Annotated in this window: 16 protein-coding genes; 1 reads left to right on the top strand and 15 read right to left on the bottom strand. The window is 57.2% G+C overall.

What is annotated here, in order from left to right; translation table 11 throughout:
- Positions 1 to 189: 189 nt before the first annotated feature.
- From nasC to KJW29_RS22500, 13 genes are all read right to left on the bottom strand, one after another.
- Positions 190 to 2,307 carry an assimilatory nitrate reductase catalytic subunit NasC gene (gene nasC / locus KJW29_RS22440; RefSeq protein ID WP_246608335.1) on the bottom strand — a complete coding sequence of 706 codons (2,118 nt, stop codon included), beginning with the start codon at positions 2,305 to 2,307 and terminating at the stop codon, positions 190 to 192.
- Positions 2,300 to 4,585 (bottom strand): nitrite reductase large subunit NirB, encoded by a 2,286-nt coding sequence (gene nirB / locus KJW29_RS22445; RefSeq protein WP_214626273.1) that lies wholly within the window; start codon positions 4,583 to 4,585, stop codon positions 2,300 to 2,302. Before nirB ends, nasC begins: the two co-directional genes overlap by 8 nt.
- A 215-nt stretch (positions 4,586 to 4,800) precedes the next feature.
- On the bottom strand, positions 4,801 to 5,472 hold the full coding sequence (locus tag KJW29_RS22450) for an HAD family hydrolase (RefSeq protein WP_214626274.1): 672 nt from the start codon (positions 5,470 to 5,472) through the stop codon (positions 4,801 to 4,803).
- A 60-nt stretch (positions 5,473 to 5,532) separates the two neighbouring features.
- Positions 5,533 to 6,822 (bottom strand): class II aldolase/adducin family protein, encoded by a 1,290-nt coding sequence (locus KJW29_RS22455; RefSeq protein ID WP_214626275.1) that lies wholly within the window; start codon positions 6,820 to 6,822, stop codon positions 5,533 to 5,535.
- A gap of 312 nt (positions 6,823 to 7,134) precedes the next feature.
- On the bottom strand, positions 7,135 to 8,670 hold the full coding sequence (locus tag KJW29_RS22460) for an MFS transporter (RefSeq protein WP_281426278.1): 1,536 nt from the start codon (positions 8,668 to 8,670) through the stop codon (positions 7,135 to 7,137).
- Between the two features lie 82 nt (positions 8,671 to 8,752).
- The gene (locus KJW29_RS22465; RefSeq protein ID WP_214626276.1) at positions 8,753 to 9,421 is read right to left on the bottom strand and encodes a hypothetical protein; all 669 of its coding nucleotides are present in this window, start codon (positions 9,419 to 9,421) and stop codon (positions 8,753 to 8,755) included.
- Complete coding sequence (locus KJW29_RS22470) at positions 9,414 to 10,139, bottom strand: hypothetical protein (RefSeq protein ID WP_214626277.1); 726 nt, start codon at positions 10,137 to 10,139, stop codon at positions 9,414 to 9,416. Before KJW29_RS22470 ends, KJW29_RS22465 begins: the two co-directional genes overlap by 8 nt.
- A 17-nt stretch (positions 10,140 to 10,156) precedes the next feature.
- Complete coding sequence (locus KJW29_RS22475; protein WP_214626278.1) at positions 10,157 to 10,780, bottom strand: YhbD family protein; 624 nt, start codon at positions 10,778 to 10,780, stop codon at positions 10,157 to 10,159.
- Between the two features lie 650 nt (positions 10,781 to 11,430).
- Positions 11,431 to 12,072: a hypothetical protein gene (locus tag KJW29_RS22480; RefSeq protein ID WP_246608336.1), complete on the bottom strand. Its 642-nt coding sequence runs from the start codon at positions 12,070 to 12,072 to the stop codon at positions 11,431 to 11,433.
- A 254-nt stretch (positions 12,073 to 12,326) separates the two neighbouring features.
- Positions 12,327 to 13,400: an ABC transporter substrate-binding protein gene (locus tag KJW29_RS22485; protein WP_214626280.1), complete on the bottom strand. Its 1,074-nt coding sequence runs from the start codon at positions 13,398 to 13,400 to the stop codon at positions 12,327 to 12,329.
- The gene (locus tag KJW29_RS22490) at positions 13,397 to 14,203 is read right to left on the bottom strand and encodes an ABC transporter permease (protein WP_214626281.1); all 807 of its coding nucleotides are present in this window, start codon (positions 14,201 to 14,203) and stop codon (positions 13,397 to 13,399) included. Before KJW29_RS22490 ends, KJW29_RS22485 begins: the two co-directional genes overlap by 4 nt.
- Positions 14,190 to 15,008 (bottom strand): ABC transporter permease, encoded by an 819-nt coding sequence (locus tag KJW29_RS22495; protein WP_214626282.1) that lies wholly within the window; start codon positions 15,006 to 15,008, stop codon positions 14,190 to 14,192. The genes KJW29_RS22490 and KJW29_RS22495 overlap by 14 nt, the downstream gene beginning before the upstream one ends.
- On the bottom strand, positions 14,998 to 16,221 hold the full coding sequence (locus KJW29_RS22500; RefSeq protein ID WP_214626283.1) for an ABC transporter ATP-binding protein: 1,224 nt from the start codon (positions 16,219 to 16,221) through the stop codon (positions 14,998 to 15,000). The genes KJW29_RS22495 and KJW29_RS22500 overlap by 11 nt, the downstream gene beginning before the upstream one ends.
- A gap of 466 nt (positions 16,222 to 16,687) precedes the next feature.
- On the opposite strand from KJW29_RS22500, the gene KJW29_RS36230 reads away from it, so the two are divergent.
- Positions 16,688 to 20,119, top strand: a complete 3,432-nt coding sequence (locus KJW29_RS36230) for a collagen-like protein (protein WP_281426279.1) — start codon at positions 16,688 to 16,690, stop codon at positions 20,117 to 20,119.
- Positions 20,120 to 20,258: 139 nt separating this feature from the next.
- On the opposite strand, the gene KJW29_RS22515 is transcribed toward KJW29_RS36230, so the two are convergent.
- The gene (locus KJW29_RS22515) at positions 20,259 to 22,307 is read right to left on the bottom strand and encodes a YhgE/Pip domain-containing protein (protein ID WP_214626284.1); all 2,049 of its coding nucleotides are present in this window, start codon (positions 22,305 to 22,307) and stop codon (positions 20,259 to 20,261) included.
- A 136-nt stretch (positions 22,308 to 22,443) separates the two neighbouring features.
- On the bottom strand, positions 22,444 to 23,013 hold the full coding sequence (locus tag KJW29_RS22520; protein WP_214631270.1) for a TetR/AcrR family transcriptional regulator: 570 nt from the start codon (positions 23,011 to 23,013) through the stop codon (positions 22,444 to 22,446).
- Positions 23,014 to 23,070: the final 57 nt, after the last annotated feature.

Genomic DNA, 23,070 nt, shown 5'->3' on the forward strand with positions numbered 1-23,070 from the left:
GCTACGGTTTGGGGCTAATGTGGCGTATCCTGTATGATTTTTTGAACACGCACACTACTTTGCGGTTGCGAAAAAAACACTATCCCCCTTCAAAAGAGTCGTAGAACTCCCATGAAATCGGTAGTGTTTTTGTTGAACCTTATTAACATTCAGCCGGATATATTGTGACTCGACTGCCCCGCCCCTTACCTAATACATCGGCTCCACGCGCACCGCGCATACCTTGAAGCCCGGCATCCGGCAGGTGGGATCGAGCGCTTCGTGCGTCAGCTTGTTCACGCTTTGCGTGTCGCCCCAATGCATGGGGACGAACACCGTGTCTTGGCGGATCGCGGAGGAGTACCGGCTGCGCAGGAAGATGCTGCCTCTGCGCGATGTCACCGTGACGAGCTCTCCGTCGCCGATTCTCAGCTTGCGCGCCGTTGCCGGGTGCAGCTCGACAAAGGATTCCACGTCACGCGAAGCCAACGAAGGACTGCGGCGCGTCTGCACGCCGGTCAAGTAATGCGTCAGCACCCTGCCCGTCGTCAGATACAAAGGGAATTTCCCATCCGTCATCTCCTTGGGAAAATGGTTCTCTACCGCTACCATCTCCGCTTTGCCGTCTGCATGGGCGAACCTTTCCTCGAACAGCCGCCGCTCTCCGGGATGGTCCTCGGACGGACACGGCCAGTATACGCCTTCTTCGCGTCTCAGACGGTCATACGTAATGCCGTAATAGTCGGCAATGCCGCCCTTGCTCGCGAGGCGCAGCTCCTCGAATATATCCTCGGCCTTGTCGTACTGGAACCAGCGATCCCTGCCCAGCAAGCGGGCAATGTCGCAGAGCACCTGCCAGTCATGGCGCGTCTCCCCCGGCGCGGGCCGCATCGCCTCCCGAAGCAGAACCCGGCCCTCCAAATTCGTCATCGTGCCCTCGTTCTCCAGATATGCCGTAACCGGCAGCAGCAAATCCGCCATTCGCCCCGTTTCCGAGACGAACATGTCCGCCACGATCAGGAAATCCAGCTTCTCGATCGCCTCCTGGACGAAGTTGGCGTTGGGATTGGAGACGACGGGGTTGGAGCCCATGAGGAACAGAGTCCGGATCTCCCCGGCATGCACCTTCTCCATCATCTCGTAAGCGGAGACGCCTTTGCCCGGAAGCTCATCCGGCTCGATGCCCCACACGCCAGCCACGTAAGCACGGTGCTCGGGGTTGTCGATCATCCGGTATCCGGGCAACTGGTCGGCCTTCTGACCATGCTCGCGCCCGCCCTGGCCGTTGGCTTGGCCGGTGACCGCTCCATATCCGCAGCCTTTACGGCCGATCTTGCCCGTCGCGAGTACTAGGTTAAGCAGATTGCGCACCGACATATAGCCGTCCGTCTGCTGCTCGACTCCCCGCGCTGTAAATACCATGCCCGTGACCGCTTCGCCGAAAGCCTTTCCCGCCGCGCGAATCTCGTCTTCGCTTACGCCCGTCATGTCCGCGATCTCCGCCATATCCATGCTTTCAAGGTGGCGAAGCACGTCGGAGAATCCTCTTGTCCGCCGCTCGACAAAAGCTTTGTCGACCAACCCCGCCTCGACGACCGCCTTCAACATACCATTCGTGAGGGCTGAGTCCATCCCCGGCTTCACCTTAAGATGCAGATCGGCTAGCTTGGCCGTGGCCGTCTCACGGGGATCGATGACGATGAGATAAGCGCCGTTCTCCTTCGCCCTCGTGAAGTAAGGCATAAGAGTAGGCTGGCATTCCGCGATGTTGGTGCCCGACAGAATAATGCAGCGGGCATGCTCGATATCGGAGAGAGCATTCGTCAGGCCACGATCGATGCCGAACGTCTTGTTGCCTGCCGACGCCGCCGCGGACATGCAGAACCGCCCGTTGTAGTCGATATGCTTCGACTGAAGCGCCACCCGCGTGAACTTGCCGAGCAGGTATGCCGTTTCGTTGGTCAGAGATCCGCCTCCGTACACGCCGATGCTGTCGCGTCCGTATTGACTTCGTGCCGCCGCGAAACACTCTTCGATGATGGAATAGGCTTCCGCCCAAGATACCCGCATCATCTTGCCATTCTTCCTCGCCATGGGGTACAGCAAGCGATCCCCCGTCAGCGCATGCTGGTATGCATTCATTCCCTTTACGCAGAGACGGCCCTCTGAAGCCGCGTTAGGCAATGCCGTAATCGTATAAGCGGCCTCGCCGGCCGCCTTTCTTTCCTCGACGACCTGCATTTTGCATTGCACGCTGCAGAATGGGCATTGCGTCTTCATTACGAATGGCGATTCGCCGCCCTCCGTTATCTCCATGACGTTATTCATCCGCGAACACCTCCGCCATCTCGTACTCCGGCGCGAAGCCGGCCGTTACAGCCAATCCAAGCTCCGCCAGCAGCAATTGCCGGCTGGATGGATGGAGCAGCCGTTCCCGAACGCCCACAAGGCCGAGCCCGGTTAGCCATTCGCCGACAGGCTGCCCGTAATTGGCCGACATTCGGTACCATTGCAGCAAAGCCAGACTGATCTCGAGCGCGTCCTCATCCTTCAACTGGGAGAGCAGCAGCTCGCCTTGCCTGACAACGGCCCCTCCTCCGGCACCCGCGGTACGGCGTCCATCGCTGCCTCCGGCATAGAGCTCCCAGCCGCCGGGGGCTCCGGCCAATCCGAGATCCTTGGCAAGCGTTCCCGCGAGATGCAACGGACCTGCCGATACGCCAACTGCTAGATTCGTTGGGAAAACCACGCCAGCGAGGCTGCTCTCCAATGCCTCGCTCATCGCAACGGAATCCCTGAGCGCCGCACGTTCGGCGTGCAGTCCAGGGCTGGCTTCGATTCGCGCAGAACCGTCGCCGGGAGACCCGGCGCAATGCCAGTACGGCTTGATGACCGCCCCTCTTCCCGCACCCGCGAGCGCCGAGTAGTAGCGGACGGCGGGAACGCAGACGCCGCACCCCTCGGTCGTGCTCCAGCCCAGCCTTCCGAGCGCAGTCCCGACGGACTCCGCACGAGCCGATCCGGCAGCATCTGCTGCAGTCCCTTCGGCCGTGCTCCAGCCCAGCCTTCCGAGCGCAGTCCCGACGGACTCCGCATGAGCCGGTCCGGCAGCATCTGCTGCAGTCGCATGGATGGCTTCCCGGAGCTCCTCGTGGCTCATGTCGGTGCAGCCGCATACGGGCCGTTTCCGCGCGCCCCTTTCCGCGCCGTTCGCCAGCGCGTAGGCGATAATGGCTTCCACCACAGGTTTGCACCCGCCGCAAGAGCTCGACGCTCGCGTGCAGTCGCGCACTTCCGGCAGCGTCCTTAGCCCTTGCTCGCAGACGGCGGACATCAACGCGCCTTTCGTCACGCCGTTGCAGGAACAGACCGTCTCGGCGTCCGGCATCGTCGCCGCGTATTCAACGCCGAAGGCGACCCCGCCGGACTCCGTTACATTCAGCACGGACACATCCGCGCCGCGCTGAATGTAACGGAGCAGCCCGTTGCCCTGCGAAGTATCGCCGAACAGAACCGCTCCGGCAATGCGGTTGCCTTCCAGCGTTATTTTGCTATAGGTGCGCCGAAGTCCGTCATACTTCATGATCGATACCGTATCGGCCGATTCCCTGATCTCTCCCGCCGAAAATACGTCGACTCCGGATACCTTCAGCTGCGAATATAGCGTAGAGCCCGCATACCCCTCCGTCTCCCTGCCGCAGATCGCCTTGGCGAGCACCTTGCCTTGCTCGTACAGCGGAGCGACAAGTCCGTACGCGATACCCCGATGCTCCGCGCATTCTCCGACCGCATAGATGCCGGGAACGTTCGTCTCCATGTAGTCGTCGACGACGACGGCCCGATTCGTCTCGATGCCGCTCGCCGCCGCCAGCTTCACGTTGGGACGAATGCCAACGGCGAAGACAACAAGATCCGTCTCGATCCGCGAGCCGTCCCTGAATTGAAGACCTTCTACCCGTTTCCTTCCCAAAATACGCTCCGATTGTTTCTCCAGCAGGAAGCGCATTCCTTGCCCTTCGAGCTCCTTGCGCAGCATCTCCGACGCGGTGCGGTCGAGCTGTCTCTCCATAATATAGCCGTGAATATGGACGACCGACACATCCATGCCCAGATTCAGCAAGCCGCGCGCCGCCTCCAGACCGAGCAGGCCGCCTCCGATGACGACAGCCCGCTTGAACGTGCGGGATGCTTCCATTAATGCATTGCAATCCTTAATATTCCGAAAAGCCAGCACGCCCGGTTTGTCCGCGCCCGGCAGCGGCAGCATAAACGGATCCGACCCCGTCGCGAGAATCAGCTTGTCGTAGTCCACTTCGCGGCCCGCGGAGGTCCTCACTCTCCGGCGGCCCGTATCGATGGCGACAGCTTCTTCTCCCTTATGCAGCACGATGCCGCGCTCCTCGTACCAGGATTGGGTATTCATCGTAATGTCTTCGATCGAGGTGTTTCCTTGGAGCACCTTGGATAATAAGATTCGATTATAGTTGGTATGCGGCTCGCTGCCAATAATCGTAATGTCGAACCGATCCGGCTCCAGAGCCAGTATCTCTTCGACGCATCGGACGCCCGCCATGCCGTTTCCAATCAGAACGAGTCGGCTCTTCATGGATGAACACTCCCCACATCGTAGATATAGTAACAACCCGTGTTATATATATCCCGATATCACACTACCCCATCTATAATGTCATATTACGTGACATATATATTTTAACTTTAAAGGATGGAAGGGGAAATGACAATAGTTGTGTAATTATTCATTACACAACTATTGGGGCATAACATGTTTCATCACCCGATAAGCGTTGGCCTTATTGCCATTCATTCTTTCGAGAACACGCCTTCCGTAAGCCGCTTGAAGTCGAAGTCCGACAGCGACTCCGCCCGGTAGCAGCGATCCGACGGGTCGAAAGACAACAGCTTGGTCAGCGTATTCGGCACGATCACGCAGTGCATCCCCGCCGCGACCGCCGCCCGCGCTCCGTTAGGCGAATCCTCGATTGCGACTGCTTCGTCCGCCCGTACGCCAAGCGCTTCAATCGCGCTAAGATACAGCTCCGGATCGGGTTTCACCCGACTCACGTCATCTGCCGACCGGATAACCTCGAAATATTCGCGGATGTCCAACTTGGCCAAATATTTATCGATCCAGGCACGATCGGAACTGGATGCGAGACCGATGCGCAGCCCCGCTTCCTTGGCCATCTTCAAATATTCCCGGATGCCCGCCCGCACTTCCTCCATATTCATTCTGGCCGTATGGTCTGCACGGATTCGATTCCGAAACTCCGCTACATCGATGGCCAGCCCCAGCTCTGTCGCAAGGTATTCGTACGGGTTGAACAGATGCAAGCTCGTGCCGAGACATTGCGAATACTGCTCGACGTCAAGGTCGACGCCATGTTCTTTGTAAGCATCCCGAAAGGCATAATACCATGCCGTCTCCGTATCGATGATCGTTCCGTCAAAGTCAAAAATAATCGCTTTAATCATTTCTTTCCCCTTTCCGTTGATAAATGCTACCTTATCGACAGGCTTGGCCTTTAGCAGGAGCTACTGCAAGTTGAACGCGACCTCCAGATCGCGGATACAAGAATCGTCGATGTGAACAATGTCGCCTAACGCGCGGGCCGCAAGCACGGATTTCGCGCTGTATTCGGCAACCTCCAGCCGGTCGAATGCCTCAAGCAGACTTTTACCCGTTACGATCACGCAGTTATTCTCGACGATGGCCAGCGGCGTACTGACATTTAACAATCGGGCGGTTTGCTCCGGATCGCGATAGACGGCGTCGAACGGCAGCTTCGGCGTGCCTCGCAACAAAATATAGCTTTCCGGAATCGTTCGGGAATCGAAAGCAAGCTCCGTTACGGCAAACGCCATGATATGAGGCGGGTGCGCGATCAATACGGCGTTGACGTGGGGCTGGCTTTCGTAGATCGCCTTATGCAACAGAACGGATTTGCTGGGCACCTTTCCTTCTTCCGTTTTGCCATCCTTGATCGTAATCAAATCGGAAGGCTCCATATAGTTGCGATCCAGCCCATAAGGCGTAATGACAAAATCGTTGCCCTCCGTTCTACGGGAGAACGTGCCCTGCGTGCTGGTAAACAGCCGTTGATCATAAGAACGTCGAATGAAATCGCTCATTTCTTTCCGGGCTCCGTTTTCCAGCGTTGTTCTGCCCTGAGGCTTATAACTTTCGTATGCGACATCGCCTTTGCTCCGCACCATCTCGTAATTTTCGTCCGTGAGCAGCTTCGGTTCCCCGATCCGCCGGGCTTCGATTTCAAGCCGTGCGCAAAAATCCAAAGTCTCGAACATTTGAAACGCCTTAAACTGATTGTCCGCTCCTATGACGACGCCATGATTTTCCAACATAACGGTATCGTATCCCTTGACGAATACGTCCGCGATTTTTCGCCCCAGCTCTTCGCTGCCGGGAAGGGCGTATTCGGCCATGCCGATCGGACCGCATATTCGACGTTCGTTCGGAAGCAGGCGCGTGTCGGGAATTCGGCGAACGATGCTAAAGGATACGAGCGCCGGGGGATGGGCATGAATGATGGCTTTCAGATCCGGCCGCGACTTGTAGATCAGATTGTGAAACGGAAACTCGCTGGACGGTCTGTGCACGCCCTCTATCGTGCCGTCCGCTTTGACGCATACCATATCCCTGGCGGTAAGCGAGCCTTTATCTATACCGGCGGGGGTGATCCAGATATCCCCTTTATCGTCCTTGATAGACAGGTTGCCGCCCGACGTAGTCGTCATTCCGTATTTGTAAATACGCTCCATAAACAGAAGGAGTTGGTCTCCCGGATGCATGTATTCCTGTTTCATTGCAATCGCCTCACATTTCCGTTTGTTTTTGTTTTTATTTGATTTCTTTTATTATACCGCAAATTTAATGGCGGGAAGTGAGATTTTTGTCACAGACATGCAGATTAAATCATCTGAAGGTAATGCGAAGACCCCAAAAGCGTTAAGTCACCATTAGCTTGTATTGTGAAGCTCCCTTATTATATGCCCGCAAGTATTAGAGTCGCATCCATTCCTAATACAACGTAAAAGTCCGCCCTTGACGACGAGCAAGCCCCGAAGGCCCGCACGCCGCCAATGGCGGACTGGTTGCAGCATGTATTCCCCGATGCGTTAGTGGCCTCCGGAATGGGCGCGATCGCCCTCCGCTACCGCCGAAGGATCTAGCTTGCTTCTGCCCATAAAGAACGACCCAAGCAGCGCCAGAGCAGCCGGAACAATCGCGATGGCGAACGTTAACGTAATCGACGAGGAGAGAGCGGACACAATCGTATCCAGCACCTCGGTCGGCATCTCGGCTCGTTTCTCCGGGGCCAGCAGTTCCCTGGGATCGCCGCCGACGGCAGGACCGCCCGTGGCGCCGCCAAATGCTTCATTCAATCGGCTGGAGAAGTAGTTGCTCTGAAGAATACCGAATACGGTAATGCCTACGGTCATCCCCAGCGAACGGATGAAGTTGAGGGTAGAGCTCGCCGTGCCGCGCTGACGAATGGAGACGCCATGAATGGCCGCATTGCTGAGCACCGAGAACGAAGCGCCAATGCCCAGACCGAGCAGAATCATGTACAGCGTCACCTGCAGCTTGCCTGACTCCGGAGACAGCGTCGTGACGAGCACCGTGCCTGTGACAAGCAGGATCAGCGTAGAGACCATGACGTTTCGATACGGTATTTTCGTCATGAGCACGCCTCCGAGCGTAGCCGTCACGACGGAGCCGAGCATCATAGGCAGCAGCACGAGCCCTGAGTTCGTCGCCGTTCCGCCGAGCACGCCCTGTATGAAGATCGGGATATAGACCGATGCCACGATGAAGGCCGCCCCGCTGAAAAACGCGACGATAATGCTTGTCGAATACAGACGATTCCGGAACAGCGAATACGAGATGATAGGCTCCTTGGCCTTCGTCTCCACATACAGGAACACGATCAGCAACAGCACGCATGCCGCAAACATGCCGATAATTTGCCACGAGTCCCATGCAAAGGTTTTGCCGCCCAGCTCCAGCGCGAACATAAGAGCCACGACGGAACCGATCAGGGTAACGGCACCCGTCCAGTCGATCGGTTGTTTGGAATGCTCCAGCGATTCCTTGTAGAAAAACGCGATCATGCAGAGGGACAGAAGTCCAAGCGGCAGGTTGATGTAGAACACCCACTCCCACGCGATATGATCCGTAATATAGGCGCCCAAGAGCGGCCCGAAAATGCTCGACATGCCGAACACGGCTCCGAACAGGCCTCCCAGCTTGCCGCGGGATTCAAGCGGCACCGCATCGAACATAATCGTGAACGAAGTCGGCACCATTGCGCCTGCCCCGATGCCTTGCACGGCGCGGAACAATGCCAGCTCCTCAATCGAAGAAGCCGTGCCGCATAAAGCGGAGCCGATCATGAAGACGATAATGCCGAAGACGAAAAACCGCTTCCGTCCATACATATCGGATAACTTGCCGAAGATCGGCATGCCCGCCATTTCGGCAATCATGTAGGCGGAGGTTACCCATACGAATTTGTCCAGCCCGCCTAGCTCGCCGACGATGTTGCCCATCGCCGTGGCGACGATCGTATTGTCCATCGAAGCCATAAGGATGCCGAGCAGGAGGCCGGCGATAACGATGCCGAGATTTTTGTTTTTTACCGTTGCAGTCACGCTTCACGCAACCTTTCTTTATTCAAATGAGGGATGATTGACGAAACTCGCACTTCCTATTGTATCCATCGTTATCATGCTTTTATAACCTTTCGGCCGGTCCCGTCTTCGACTTCGCGTGCGCCTCGAAGCTTTGCCGGTATTCGATTCTGCCAATCTCGCAGCCAGGTCCTACCTTGACTGTATTGCCTCTTACCAAATCCGCGCGCGTATATTCGATATACACCTTATCCCCTTCGATTAAAGCAGCAGAAAGCCTCGTTTCGACAGATGGCTGCACCAAGCTTTTAAGGCCCAACCCTCTGCTCCTGCGCACGACAATGGTGCCGCCCACAATCTCCCCCACTTGGGAGGGCCCGTATAATCGAATGGTCGTACGCTCGGCGTTAACGACGCTTGCCGTCTCGACGGCGCCCCGAATATCCAGCTTCTCCGCTTCGATCGGGCCGCCGGAATGAAGCATTCCCGACAGGACAATCTCCTCGCCCCTGATGCCGGTCACAGTCCGAAGCTCTCCCATTCCTCCGAGTATCCCGCCTCTTAACGAGCCGTCCACCTGCAATTCGCCCGTAAACTTCAGCCTGCCGGCTTTCAGATCCCCTTGCAACTTGGCCGTCCCCGTCAATGACAGCTGGCTGCAAGCAACATGCCCCATCAGCTTGGCGTCACCTGTAATGCGGATCTTTCCGAATATTCCTCCGGCCATTTCGGAAGTGCCGACAAGTCTCAAATCCTGAACATGCTCATTCACCGAGTTTCTCCTCCTTCTCGACGATGCTGTCGGGGTGAACCGTCAATCGTGTCTTGAATTCGGCCTTGCCGATTCTGCAGCCCTTGCCGATGACAATCTGTCCTCCTCGCACGACCGCCGCATGCGTGTACTCCAGCCGAACGATATCGCCTTCGATGACTTCGGCGTCCAGCCTGGATTCGGCGCTTGGCATCGCCCAACTCCAAAGCCAGCCCCAACCGCTGCCGCCAAGTCTGCTGACGATGACGGTCTCACCGCCGATCTCTCGTATTTTGCTCGCCTTGTGCGCAAGTCCCAGCTCGATCGTCCCTGCGTTTAGCAGCCCTTCCGACTTCACGACGCCTCTGCCGATAAACGTCTCGGCTTCGATGTCTCCGCCTGCCGTCAACATGCCGTCGAGCTTCACGCTATCGGCTTCGATCCGTCCACCAACCTTGCACATGCCATCGAGCAACGTTGTTCTGGCTATAAGCGCTCCTTCCACGGACAACTTGCCTTCGCTTCGCAACTCGGGGGTATAGACGTTGCCTTCGATCGTCGTAACACCGCTGGAACGGATGCCGTACAAAGCGCTTAGATGGCCTGCTACCTTAGTGACGCCGTCAATCTGTACATTCCCATATTCGCCTCCGCTCGCCTTGCCAAATCCGCTCATCGTCAAATTCGGCAACTCGCCCCTGCGCTCGAAGTCCTTCGTCTCGAGGTTCTTCGTCTCCATGCATTCGCCTCCTTCTCTTATTGCAGTTTGCTCTTCAGTTGCTCCGCCGCCTCCTGCATGCTTAACCTCCGCACCATCTTAACCCCTTCGTCAAAATACAATGCGGACGTTGCCGTTACCAGAACGAACGACGCCATGCCCATCTTACGGGTAAACACCAAATCGCATGGCTCACCGTTAAACTTGGGATAATGCTCCTCAAGCGCAGCCAGCAAAACATCTCCTTCCTCCAAGCCCATCTCTCCTGCTCGAAGCAACATATCCACAGTGAATAACTTCAGCATCCGGTCGAACGGATACATTGTTCCCGCCTCGTCCCGGTTCATATAACGTTGAGCCGATATCAACGAAACAATGTTACGTTCAATCATACCATCCTTACCGAGCTCTGCATCAATAGGACCGTTCACTAACCTGCTCGCAAGCTCGTCGAGAGACAAGTCGTCCTTCAGATTTAGCACTTTATCAATGCGAGCCAATATAAGCTCCTTTGGGAAAAACGTCTCCTGGCCCGTAAACACGGCCTTCCGAATAAACCATTCCTCTGGAATGAGCCCCTTCCGTTTCCAACGATACAGCTGCCCGTACGATATGCCTGTCGCGTCCAGCAGCTCCTTCTTCGATATAAGCTCCCTCTCCACGCACGCACCTCCTTATCACGATAATCATCGTAACATAACATTGTTACGTAGTAAAGATGGAGTAAATAGATCCACAGTGGTGCAACCAGGGAGTGTGGGCAACTTGCTTTGTGGGATTCATCCACAATGCGATTCATCCACAGGTCGAGGCTGATGCGCTGGGGATCAGTCACAGGAACAGGGATGTATACACAGAGTAACTGGGGATCCGTCATATGGATAGGGATGTATACACAGAGCAACTGGGGATAGTGGGTATGAGTAGTCCCGCCCCAGTGGTATCCACATGGGGATACACACAATGCACCGACCATACTGCTGTTACGTCGGATCAGTATGAAATTTCATACACAATGCGCCGGACACACTGCATTTACACCGGATCAGTTTGAAATTTCATACACAATTCGTCGGCCACACTACATTTACGCTGGATCAGTATGAAATTTCATACACAATGCGCTGGCCACACTGCAATCACGCCCGATCAGTATGAAATTTCATACACAATGCGCCGACCACACTGCAATCGATCACGTCCGGTATGTGTATAGGAATGAGTCATCGCCGATTACAGCCACGAAGCAGCCTCTGATATGTCAATGCCCTCTCGCAGGTTCTCCCCACATGCCTGCTCCACTGCTCCAAATTTATATCAAGTCCGGGCTTTGCATAGTGCCGATATACTCGTAGTACATCACCCGTTGCGATTCTCCTCTCGTCACGGCTCTGAACTTGCCCTTTTCGACTAATCTGCGGCAATATTTGATGACTGTCATGTTGTGAAGTTCAAGTTGCCTGGCTGCCTCCTTCGGGCGGATCAATCTATTGTGACGTATCGCTATGCGCATGAGCTCGCGCTCCATTCTGTCATACTGTCTCTCGACCGTCCCCGTGCTCCCATTCATTGCAGCCAAATACGGAGTCAGAATATGCCTCAGCATGGACAAGATAAAGGAAGGATTCTCCTTTAGCTCATCCAGAGCAATGCTATATACCCTGCAATCCTGCGATTGCAAAAACAATTCCCTGTTCAAATCCAGCCTATACTTGGTACGATCCGTGCCATGCGAACCGTAATCCATAATTTCAAACACGATTCGCGCATCGCCGGCCAACCACATGAAATCCAAAAAATAGGATTTGCCACGCCCATCCTTCACCTCATACTCCGGATGGAGCCCATGAAAATGACCCGCAAGCGGCCACCAAACCTGCTCAACAAATATTTTGTTTCCAAAGCCGTGCCCACGTTTTAATGCGTCCAGCCGTTCTCCTTTTCTACGCTTCAAATGATACGAGATCCACTTCTCATGTTCATAAGAAAAACCCGCAACCACATTCATCGCCAACCTTTCAGGTTATTTAGCATGCTAGTAGAGGCTACTCGTGATTTGATTCAAGCACGCTGGTCCTGCTGCAAAATTCACGAAAAAAGCCCCGTCTCCTTGATCCAAGGAAACGGGGCATTCTTTGCCTCCGGCAACGCTATGGAATTTACTTTGCCACAAAACATGAAGCTGCGCAACCATATAACAATGGCTCGCTACTTCCGATGCATCTTGAACTCCAGAAACAGCTCGTTGTAGTGGGACAACATGCGCGGGCCGAGGTTGTCATACACCTCGAGGCGGTCCGTCAACTCCTTGTCCGGGTAGAAACGCTCGTCACCCGAGATATCCTCCGGCAGCAGCGCCAACGCCTCCTTGTTCGGAGTCGAGTAGCCGACGTATTCCGTGTTTTGCGCCGCCACTTCGGGGTCAAGCATAAAGTTGATGAACGCGTGCGCACCCTCCAGGTTGCTTGCCGTCTTCGGTATGACCATGTTGTCGAACCAAAGGTTGGATCCCTCCCGCGGTACGACGTAATCGAGGTCCTCGTTCTCGTCCATGATCTCCGAGGCGTCGCCCGACCAGACAAGGCCGGCTGCGGCCTCCTCGTTCGCGATCAGCATCTTGATCTCGTCGCCGACGATCGCCTTCACGTTCGGAGTCAGCTCCGACAACTTCGCGAGAGCCTCTTGCAGATGCTCCTCGTTCGTATCGTTCAGCGAATAGCCGAGGCTGTTAAGCCCCATCCCCATCACCTCGCGCGCGCCGTCCAGCAGGAAGATATTGTTGCGCAGGCTTTCGTCCCACAGGTCGTCCCAGCTTTCGAAGGTCAGGTCGCCCACCATGTTAGGGTTGTAGATAATGCCGACCGTCCCCCAGAAGTACGGCACGGAATAAGCATTGTCCGGGTCGAACGACAGATTCATGAAATCGGGATCGATATGCTTAAGATTCGGCAGCTTGGCATGGTCGATTTTGAGCAGCAGGTCGTCTTCTTTCATTTTGCTGATGGCGTATTCCGAAGGGACGGCCACGTCGAACGTGGTGCCGCCTTGTTTGATCTTGGTCATCATCGCTTCGTTGGAATCGAACGTCTGGTAGATGACCTTGATGCCGCTCTCCTTCTCGAACTGCTTGATCAGTTCAGGGTCGATATAGTCTCCCCAGTTGTAGATCGTCAGCGTATTGCCTCCGGAGTAGCCTTCGCTTGAATTCAACGCAGCCACCGCGTACATCAGTCCGAACGCCACGATGAATACCAGCAGGAACGTGCGCACTAAACCGCTCATGCCCGCTCCTCCCTTCCAGCCGGACGACCGCTCCGGCGATTAATGAAGTAGTAGCCGATAACCAGCAGAATCGTGAACAGGAAGATCAGCGTCGACAAGGCATTGATCGACAGCGACACGCCTTGGCGTGCCCGCGAGTAGATCTCGACCGACAACGTCGAGAAGCCGTTCCCCGTCACGAAAAACGTGACCGCGAAGTCGTCGAGCGAATAAGTTAACGCCATAAAAAATCCGGCGAATATGCCCGGTTTGATATACGGCAAAATAACGCGCGTCAGCACCTCCCAGGAGCTCGCGCCAAGATCGCGCGCCGCGTCGAGCAGCGTGCCGCTCATCTCTTGCAGCTTCGGCAGCACCATGATGACGACGATCGGAATGCTGAACGCGATATGCGACAGCAACACCGACACGAAGCCGAGCTGGATGCCCGCAATCGTAAACAGAATGAGGAAGCTCGCCCCGATAATGACGTCCGGGCTGACGATCAACACGTTGTTGAGCGTGAGCAGCGTTCCTTTGGGCCGGTTGCTGCGGATGTAATGAATGGCAATGGCTCCGAACACGCCAATGATTGTCGAGATTGCCGAGGACAGCAGCGCGATGATAAATGTATTGAGCACGATGATGAGCAATCGCGTGTCCTGGAACACTTCCCCGTAGAATTCCCAAGTAAAGCCTTCAAACTCCCGCATGGAACCGCCGCTGTTAAACGAATAAAACATCAGGTAGAAGATCGGCGCGTACAAGATGGCGAACACGACGATCAGGTACAGGTTGGAGAGCTTCCAGCTATTTTTTCGCAATGTCGATCAGCCCTCGCTTTCTGTTGCCGGTTAGCAGCATCAAGAGCGCCATGGCAATGATGAGGAAAACCGCGATCGTCGCCCCCATGCCCCAATCCTGCGTCACGAGAAAATGCTGCTCGATCGCCGTACCGAGCGTAATAACGCGGTTGCCCGCGATGAGGCGCGTAATCATAAACAATGACAACGCCGGAATGAAGACGGCCATGCAGCCCGCCTTGACGCCGTCCAGCGTCAGCGGGAAGATGACCCGGCGGAACGTCGTCCATGCCGAAGCTCCGAGATCGCGCGCCGCGTAGACGAGAGTAGGGTTCATTTTCTCCAGGGCATTAAAGATAGGCAGCACCATAAACGGAATAAAAATATACACCGACACAAACACAAAGCTGAAGTCCGTAAACAACAACTGCTTCGTACCGATCCCGGTCAACTCCAGCACGGCGTTGACAAAACCGTAGGTGCCGAACAGGCCGATGAAGGCGTACGCCTTGAGCAGCAGGTTAATCCAGCTCGGCAGTATGATAAGCAGCAGCCATAACCCTTTGTGCTTCGTCCGCGTCAGCAGATAAGCCGTCGGGTATGCGACCAGCAGCGAAAAAAACGTGATGAGGAAAGCGTACCAGAATGAGCTGAGCGTCATTTTCAGATATACTGGCGTAAAAAACTTCTGGTAGTTGTCAAACGTGAACTCGCCCTCCACATTAAAAAAGGAGTAATACACGATGAGCAAGATCGGCGCGACGACGAACAGAACGATCCAGAGCAGGTAGGGAACAAGATAAAAATTGCGCGCTCTAGCTTCCATGACGACCAGCCCCGCCTTCTCCACTTCGATTGTCCTGCTTCATACCGGCAGCAGACTGGCTTGCCGGGGCTGGTGGCGCTCCTTGCCCAAACTTCTTGTCGGCGCTCCCTCCCTGCTCGTCGTCCTCATACGACTCCAGCCGTTTGTCGAACTCCTCCTCCGTCTCGCCCAGACGCATAACGTGGATCGCCTCCGGTTCGAAGGTCAGGCCGATCCGTTCGCCTACCGTCGCCTTGCGCGTGGAGTGGACCAGCCACTCGTTGCCGGCATCGTCGTAGGTGCTGATCTCGTAATGCACGCCCCGGAACAGCTGCGTATCGACGCGCACCTGCAGCTTGCCGTTATCCTGAGAAGTGATCTCCAGATCCTCAGGGCGAATGACGATATCGACGGCTTCGCCGTCGTTCAAGCCCTGGTCGACGCATTCGAACGACCGACCCGCGAATTCCACCTCGAAGTCGCGCAGCATGCGGCCCTTCACAATGTTCGACTCCCCGATGAAGTCGGCCACGAACCGATTGATCGGCTCATCGTAAATGTCCGTCGGCGTGCCGGACTGCTGGATCGTGCCTTCATTCAAGACGAAGATCTCGTCCGACATCGCGAGCGCTTCCTCCTGATCATGCGTGACGAAAATAAACGTAATCCCCAGCCTGCGCTGCAGCTCGCGAAGCTCGTATTGCATTTCGGTACGAAGCTTCAGGTCGAGCGCCGACAGGGGTTCATCCAGCAGCAGAATTTGCGGCTCGTTTACGATTGCCCTTGCGATGGCGACGCGTTGGCGCTGACCGCCCGACATTTCGGTAATTTCGCGGTTCTCGTAACCTGTGAGGCCGACGAACTTCAGCGCCTCCTTCACCTTCGATGTGACGGCATCGCCTTTCATCCGCTTGACGCGAAGCCCGAACGCTACGTTCTCGAACACGTTAAGATGCGGGAACAGCGCGTAATCCTGGAACACCGTGTTCACCTGCCGTTCGTTGGCGGGAACGCGGTTAATGATCTTGCCATCAAACGTAATATTGCCGCTCGTAGGCTCCGTAAAACCCGCGATGAGGCGGAGAATTGTCGTTTTGCCGCAGCCCGACGGGCCCAGAAGCGTATAGAATTTGCCCCGCTCGATCTCGAAGCTGACTTCCTTGAGCACCGCGGGGTCGGATCCGCTATATTGTTTCGTTACTGAGTCGAACCGGATAATCGGCATGCTGGTCATGCGACACCCTCCTTTGGAATGATGGAATCGTACATGATTGAGAGATTGCCTATGTAATCAAAAATATAGAGCCAATGTGATTATACAGCTTCGCGGCAAAAGGGCAATAAAAATATGAGAAAACTCTTTATCGAAGCCTTTCGAGGATGAGCGACCGCGTTTAGGAGTAGGTTTTATCGCCAATAGGAATGATCTTCTTTAAGCTTCATCGCTTTAAAGAGCTCAAACTTTTTTATGTGGTAAAAACTCGACTTGGCTGGCTATAACCTATCCATAGGAAGCGCCATCGATAAACTTACTATTTCACGCCAAAGGTCTCGCTATCCCTTAGAGAAAATTAGTCTCGTCGAAAGTACGCCTGAAGGAAGAATCACTCCTGGATCCCGGACCAACGAATTACCGGGATACCCATGCCACCCGGGATTGCTAGAATATTATAACTTTAGACTAAGCGGAGGTGTCAACTATGCATAAAAAGATTAAAAAAATGAAGTGCCCCCCAAAAAAAAGCAAAAAAAGAGCGGTGCTATTAAGAGGGAAATGCGGCTGTCGGGGACCGGCAGGCCCCACCGGACCTACTGGCGCTACGGGCGCTACCGGGGCGACGGGACCACAAGGGGGTCGCGGCAAGAAAGGCAAAAAGGGTGATCCCGGCTCGACAGGAGCTACCGGTGCTGCCGGTCCAACTGGCCCGACGGGGGTGACGGGATCTGCCGGAGCGGACGGCGTGACGGGATCTACTGGTGCGGACGGCGCTACAGGACCAACGGGACCTACTGGCGCAGATGGCGCGACGGGGCCGACTGGATCCACGGGCGCAGACGGCGCTACAGGATCAACGGGACCTTCCGGTGCGGACGGAGCAACAGGGCCGACTGGATCCACGGGCGCAGACGGCGCTGCAGGACCAACGGGACCTACTGGCGCAGATGGCGCGACGGGGCCGACAGGATCTACTGGCGCGGATGTCGCGATAGGGCCGACTGGATCCACGGGCGCAGACGGCGCTACAGGACCAACGGGACCTACTGGCGTAGATGGCGCGACGGGGGCGACGGGACCCACTGGCGCAGACGGCGCGACAGGACCAACGGGACCTACCGGTGCGGACGGTGGGACTGGGGCGACGGGATCTACTGGCGCAGACGGCGCCACAGGACCAACGGGACCTACCGGTGCAGACGGCGCGACGGGGGCTACGGGAACCACTGGCGCAGATGGCGCTACAGGACCAACGGGACCTACTGGCGTAGATGGCGCGACGGGGGCGACGGGACCCACTGGCGCAGACGGCGCTACAGGACCAACGGGATCAACCGGTGCGGACGGCGCGACGGGGGCGACGGGAACCACTGGCGCAGATGGCGCGACGGGGACGAGTGGATCTACTGGCGCGGACGGCGCGACGGGGGCGACGGGAACCACTGGCGCAGATGGCGCGACGGGGGCGACGGGATCTACTGGCGCAGATGGCGCGACGGGGACGACTGGATCCACTGGTGCAGACGGCGCGACAGGACCAACAGGCCCTACCGGTGCGGACGGCGCGACGGGGACGACTGGAGCGGACGGTACGACAGGGCCGACTGGACCCACTGGCGCAGATGGCGCGACAGGGGCGACGGGACCTACTGGCGTGGATGGCGCGACGGGGACGACTGGATCCACTGGTGCAGACGGCGCGACAGGACCAACAGGCCCTACCGGTGCGGACGGCGAGACGGGGACGACTGGACCTACTGGCGCAGATGGCGCAACAGGACCAACGGGACCTACCGGTGCGGACGGCGCAACAGGACCAACGGGACCTACCGGTGCGGACGGCGCGACGGGGCCCGCGGGAGCCACGGGCGCAGATGGCGCGACAGGGCCTACGGGAGCCACGGGCGCAGATGGCGCGACGGGGACGACTGGACCCACTGGCGTGGACGGCGCGACGGGGCCCGCGGGAGCCACGGGCCCAGACGGCGCGACGGGGCCGACAGGACCGACGGGACTCACTGGCGTAGACGGTGCGACGGGGCCTACGGGACCCACTGGCGTGGACGGCGCGACGGGGCTCGCGGGAGCCACAGGCGCAGACGGCGCGACAGGGCCTACGGGACCCACTGGCGTGAACGGCACGACGGGGCCCGCGGGAGCCACGGGCGCAGACGGCGCGACGGGGCCTACGGGACCCACTGGCGCAGACGGCGCGACGGGGTCCGCGGGAGCTACTGGCGCAGATGGCCCGACTGGACCTACGGGAGCCACGGGCGCAGACGGCGCGACGGGGCCTACGGGAACCACTGGCGTGGACGGCGCGACGGGGCCTACGGGAGCCACGGGCGCAGATGGCCCGACTGGACCTACGGGAGCCACGGGCGCAGACGGCGCGACGGGGCTCGCGGGAGCCACGGGCGCAGACGGCGCGACAGGGCCGACAGGGCCGACGGGACCCACTGGCGTGAATGGCACGACGGGGCCCGCGGGAGCCACGGGCGCAGACGGCGCGACGGGGCCTACGGGGCCTACGGGAACCACTGGCGCAGACGGCGCGACGGGGTCCGCGGGAGCTACTGGCGCAGATGGACCGACTGGACCTACGGGAGTCACGGGAGCAGTCGGCGAGACGGGGCCTACGGGACCCACTGGCGCAGACGGCGCGACAGGGCCTACGGGAACCACTGGCGTGGACGGCGCGACGGGGCCCGCGGGAGCCACGGGCGCAGACGGCGCGACGGGGCCTACGGGACCCACTGGCGCAGACGGCGCGACGGGGCCTACGGGAGCCACGGGCGCAGATGGCCCGACTGGACCTACGGGAGCCACGGGCGCAGACGGCGCGACGGGACCTACGGGAGCCATGGGCCCAGACGGCGCGACGGGGCTCGCGGGAGCCACGGGCGCAGATGGCCCGACTGGACCTACGGGAGCCACGGGCGCAGACGGCGCGACGGGACCTACGGGAGCCATGGGCCCAGACGGCGCGACGGGGCCTACGGGAACCACTGGCGTAGACGGTGCGACGGGAGCTACTGGACCAACGGGTCCCACGGGACCGACTGGACCGCCCGACGGACCGACCGGGCCAACGGGAGCGGACGGCGCAACCGGACCGACTGGACCCACCGGCGCGGATGGTGCGACCGGACCGACTGGGCCAACAGGTTCGGACGGCGCAACCGGACCGACTGGACCCACGGGGGAGGTAGAGCCGAATCCATTCGATGTCTATGTTCAGACAGGCGCTGTTGGCGGCAACGGTACGCAAGCCGCCCCGTTCGGAACGATCCAGCAAGGATTGACCGCCGTTTCTCCAACGGGAACCGTCCATGTGCTTGGAGGCACTTACGTAGTTACCGCAACGATCACCATTAATAAGACAGGAGTAATTCTCCAAGGGTATCCAAACACGATCATTTCTCTGCAAAACAGCGTCATCGCGTTTCTCGTTACGGGCAATGCCGTAACAATAGACGGCATGACGATTACGAGCAACAATCCGTACGCGGTAGAGTTTATTCAACTCGCCGGAACGAATCACCGATTGACGAACAATGTGATTTTTGGTCCTCCCCAAGCAGGACCTTCAACCGGCTGGGTGGTCAATCGAGGTTTCCTCACGCAGGGCAACGTCACGAATTTGATTGTGCGGAACAACATATTTTATTCGCTTCGACAGCCCGCTTATTTGAATCCGAACTCGACCGGGCATATCGTTTCCAATGTTGTCTACAATACGCGCGGTTTCGTAGTAGATGCGGCCTTGTTCGTTTTTTCTGGAAACTCGTGGGGGCTACCAGAGAATGCGGTGGATATCGCGCTTCTGGTCGGAACGACAGCCGGCGCTCCTTACGATCCATTAACCGATCTATCTGCAAGCAACAGCGAAGCCTCGATAAGCGACCAGAGATAAGCAGAAACCAAAAAAAAGGGCTGTTTCCAATGAACAGCCCCTTTACTGCCTTTTCAAGCCCCTTAGTCGCTACAAACGATTATGGAATGTTTTGCTGCATTTCCGAGATTTCCGGTTCCACTTATCTAACACGCCGCGCTTAGACAGATGCCGTTTTCCCTTGTGACACGCGAGATTCGGGCACACTTCCGTTTTCCCCAACACGACGAAGGATCGTGAAAAACGAGAACGACAACGCCGCAAATGTTGCCGCGAAGATCGCCAGCACGCCGGCGTCGGTCCACATGCGACTGACGTAGCCGCTGGAAATGACATCGCGGAAACCCGCGACGGAATACGTCATCGGCAGCCAAGGAGCGACCGCCTGCAGCCAGCCCGGAATCAGCTCCACGGGATATGTGCCGGATGAAGTCGTGAGCTGCAAGATCAAAATGATGATCGCGATAAATCGGCCTGGATTGCCCATCGTCGCTACCAGAAATTGAATGATCATCATATACGTGATGCTCGTCACTATAGAGAATAGAATAAAGTCCGTTACGTTCTGCACTTCAAGCTTCAGCACGAACAGCAACACGGAATCGACGATTAGCGCCTGCGCCGCGCCGATGACCATCAGCGTCAGCGCCTTGCTCCAGAACCAGCTCCATCCGTTTTGCGGCTTGATGGCCGGCTCGCGAACGGAATACACGATCGTGATAAGCAGCGCGCCTACATACAGTCCAAGAGACAGGAAGTATGGAGCAAGTCCCGTTCCGTAGTTCGGCACGTCGGTCAGCCGTTCCACGTCGAGCTGGATCGGTTCGGCGAACATGCTCGCCTTTTCATCGGACAAGGATAAGTCCGATGTCTGGGAGGAAGCGTCGTTCAGCTTCGTCGACAGCTCCTGCGAGCCGTCTTCCAACTCCAGCAACCCAGATGCCATCTTTGATGCACCGTCCTGCAGCTGCTTCGTGCCGGAAGACAACTCCTGAACGGAGCTGTTTAGCTCAGTCAAACCAGCAGCCAGCTCGCCGGCTCCGCCTTCGAGAGCAGTAGCGCCCGTCGACAACCCTTTCGCCCCGTCCTCAGCCTCTGCCAACTTCTTATGCAGCGTGTCCGCGCCCGCAACGAGGCTATCCAGCCCTTGCTTTAACCCGCTTGCGCCCGCAGCCAGTTCCTTCTGTCCCGCAGCGGATTGCTCCGTTCCGGCCGCAAGCACCCGGCTGGCGGCGAGCAGCGCTTGGTAATTCTCATCCTTCATCAGCTCCGGATGAGCTTCCGCCCAGCCCGCCAGTCCATCAGCCAGCCCCGCCGCTCCGGCGCTCAGCTTATCCGCTCCGGCAGATGCGTCAGTTAGTCCTTTCGCAAGCTGTCCCGCGCCAGCGTGCGCTTCGTCCGCTCCTGCTGCAAGCTGTCCGCCGGCATCAGCAATCTGGCCGAGCCCGCCTGCCAACCCGCTCGCCCCGGCAGCCAGTTCCTTGCTGCCGTTAAGCAGCTTCCCACCGGCAGCATCAAGCTTTGCCGCCCCATCTTGCAGTTGCGTTGTACCTCCGGCCAGCTTGGACAGATTATCGGCGAGCAGCTCCGAACCCGATCTTGCATCGCTTGTGCCGTCGGCAAGTTTGCCTGCGCCTTCGCTTGCCGCCGCGATCCCGTCCGCCGCTTCCTCAAGCTGCTCGAACACGGTCCGCGTATACGCCTCCGTCACTTCCTTGTTAAGCGTGCTTTTCATAGTCTCGACCGCCGAATTGCCGATCTGGCCGGCCAAAAAATTCGTACTGTCGTTGCGCAAATAGATCAGCTTCGCGGGATCGGGATGCTCGGAGGTCAGCGTTGTCGTCCGTTCCGAGAAATCTTCCGGAATTTCGATTGCCATGTAATACACTTTGTCCTTCATCCCTTGAAGCGCTTCTTCCTTGCTCACGAACGCCCAGTCAAACTTGCCGTTCTCCTTTAGTTCTTCCGTGAAATCCTGCCCGATATGCATCTCTTCTCCTTCGAAAACGATACCTTTGTCGGAATTAACGACTGCAACCGGCAACTCCTCCAGTTTGCCGTACGGGTCCCAGAATGCACCGAGAAACATCGCCGTATACATAAGGGGAATTGTCAACACGCCCGCTACTGGTATTAATATCTTGGGATTTCGCGCGATGGCGCCAATTTCCGCTCCGAATTGTTTGAAGCCTGCCCATTTAAATTTCATCTTCTTTTCACTCCTCATTCATAATACGAAATGACCATTTTCGATATTCAGTCAATTTTACTCACAAAAAAAGGCAACTCACCTTAACGCCAGCGAGGACTGCCCCTATATGAACAAGCTGTATATGCAAAGCGTCTCAGTTGCGGGTTAACCCTTCCTCCAAATAGAATCGAAGCTGCTTTGCCACCTCATCCTTGCCAAGCGGATCGTGCGTCTTCTTCCAGTCCACTGCGAGCGCCATGTAGAGCTTGAGCATGACAAATGCGGTCATCTCCGGCTCGCATGGCCGGATATCGTCCTTCTCTACCGCCGTGCGCACTCGCTCGGCTATATATCCGACAACAGCCCGCTCGATCACGTTAAGCGCATCGACAGCCATCGGCGTACCGATCTCCCGCACCTCTTGCGATAGCTTGAGAGCAAGCTCGTGCTCCTCCCGGAAGTCCAGCAGACGCTCCAAGGCGTTATACAGATTGTCGAAGAACGGGAGCTGTTCGTCAATCGCCTCTTCCGCGACCGTCTTCATCTCCTCGATCATCCGGTTCATGATATGGCCGAATAATTCCTCCTTGTTCGAGAAGAACGTATAGATCGTTCCCTTGCCTACGTTCGCGATCTTCGCCACGCCATCCATCGTCGTCGCCTTATAGCCAAACAAGGAGAAGGATTTGGCCGCCGCATCAACGATCCATTGCTTCCGATCCATCACCGTCCCCCACCTCCGTTCGCAATTTGACGAAATGACCATAATTCATTTTTGGTC

Source organism: Paenibacillus agaridevorans, assembly GCF_018604145.1.
GTDB classification, from domain to species: domain Bacteria; phylum Bacillota; class Bacilli; order Paenibacillales; family Paenibacillaceae; genus Pristimantibacillus; species Pristimantibacillus agaridevorans.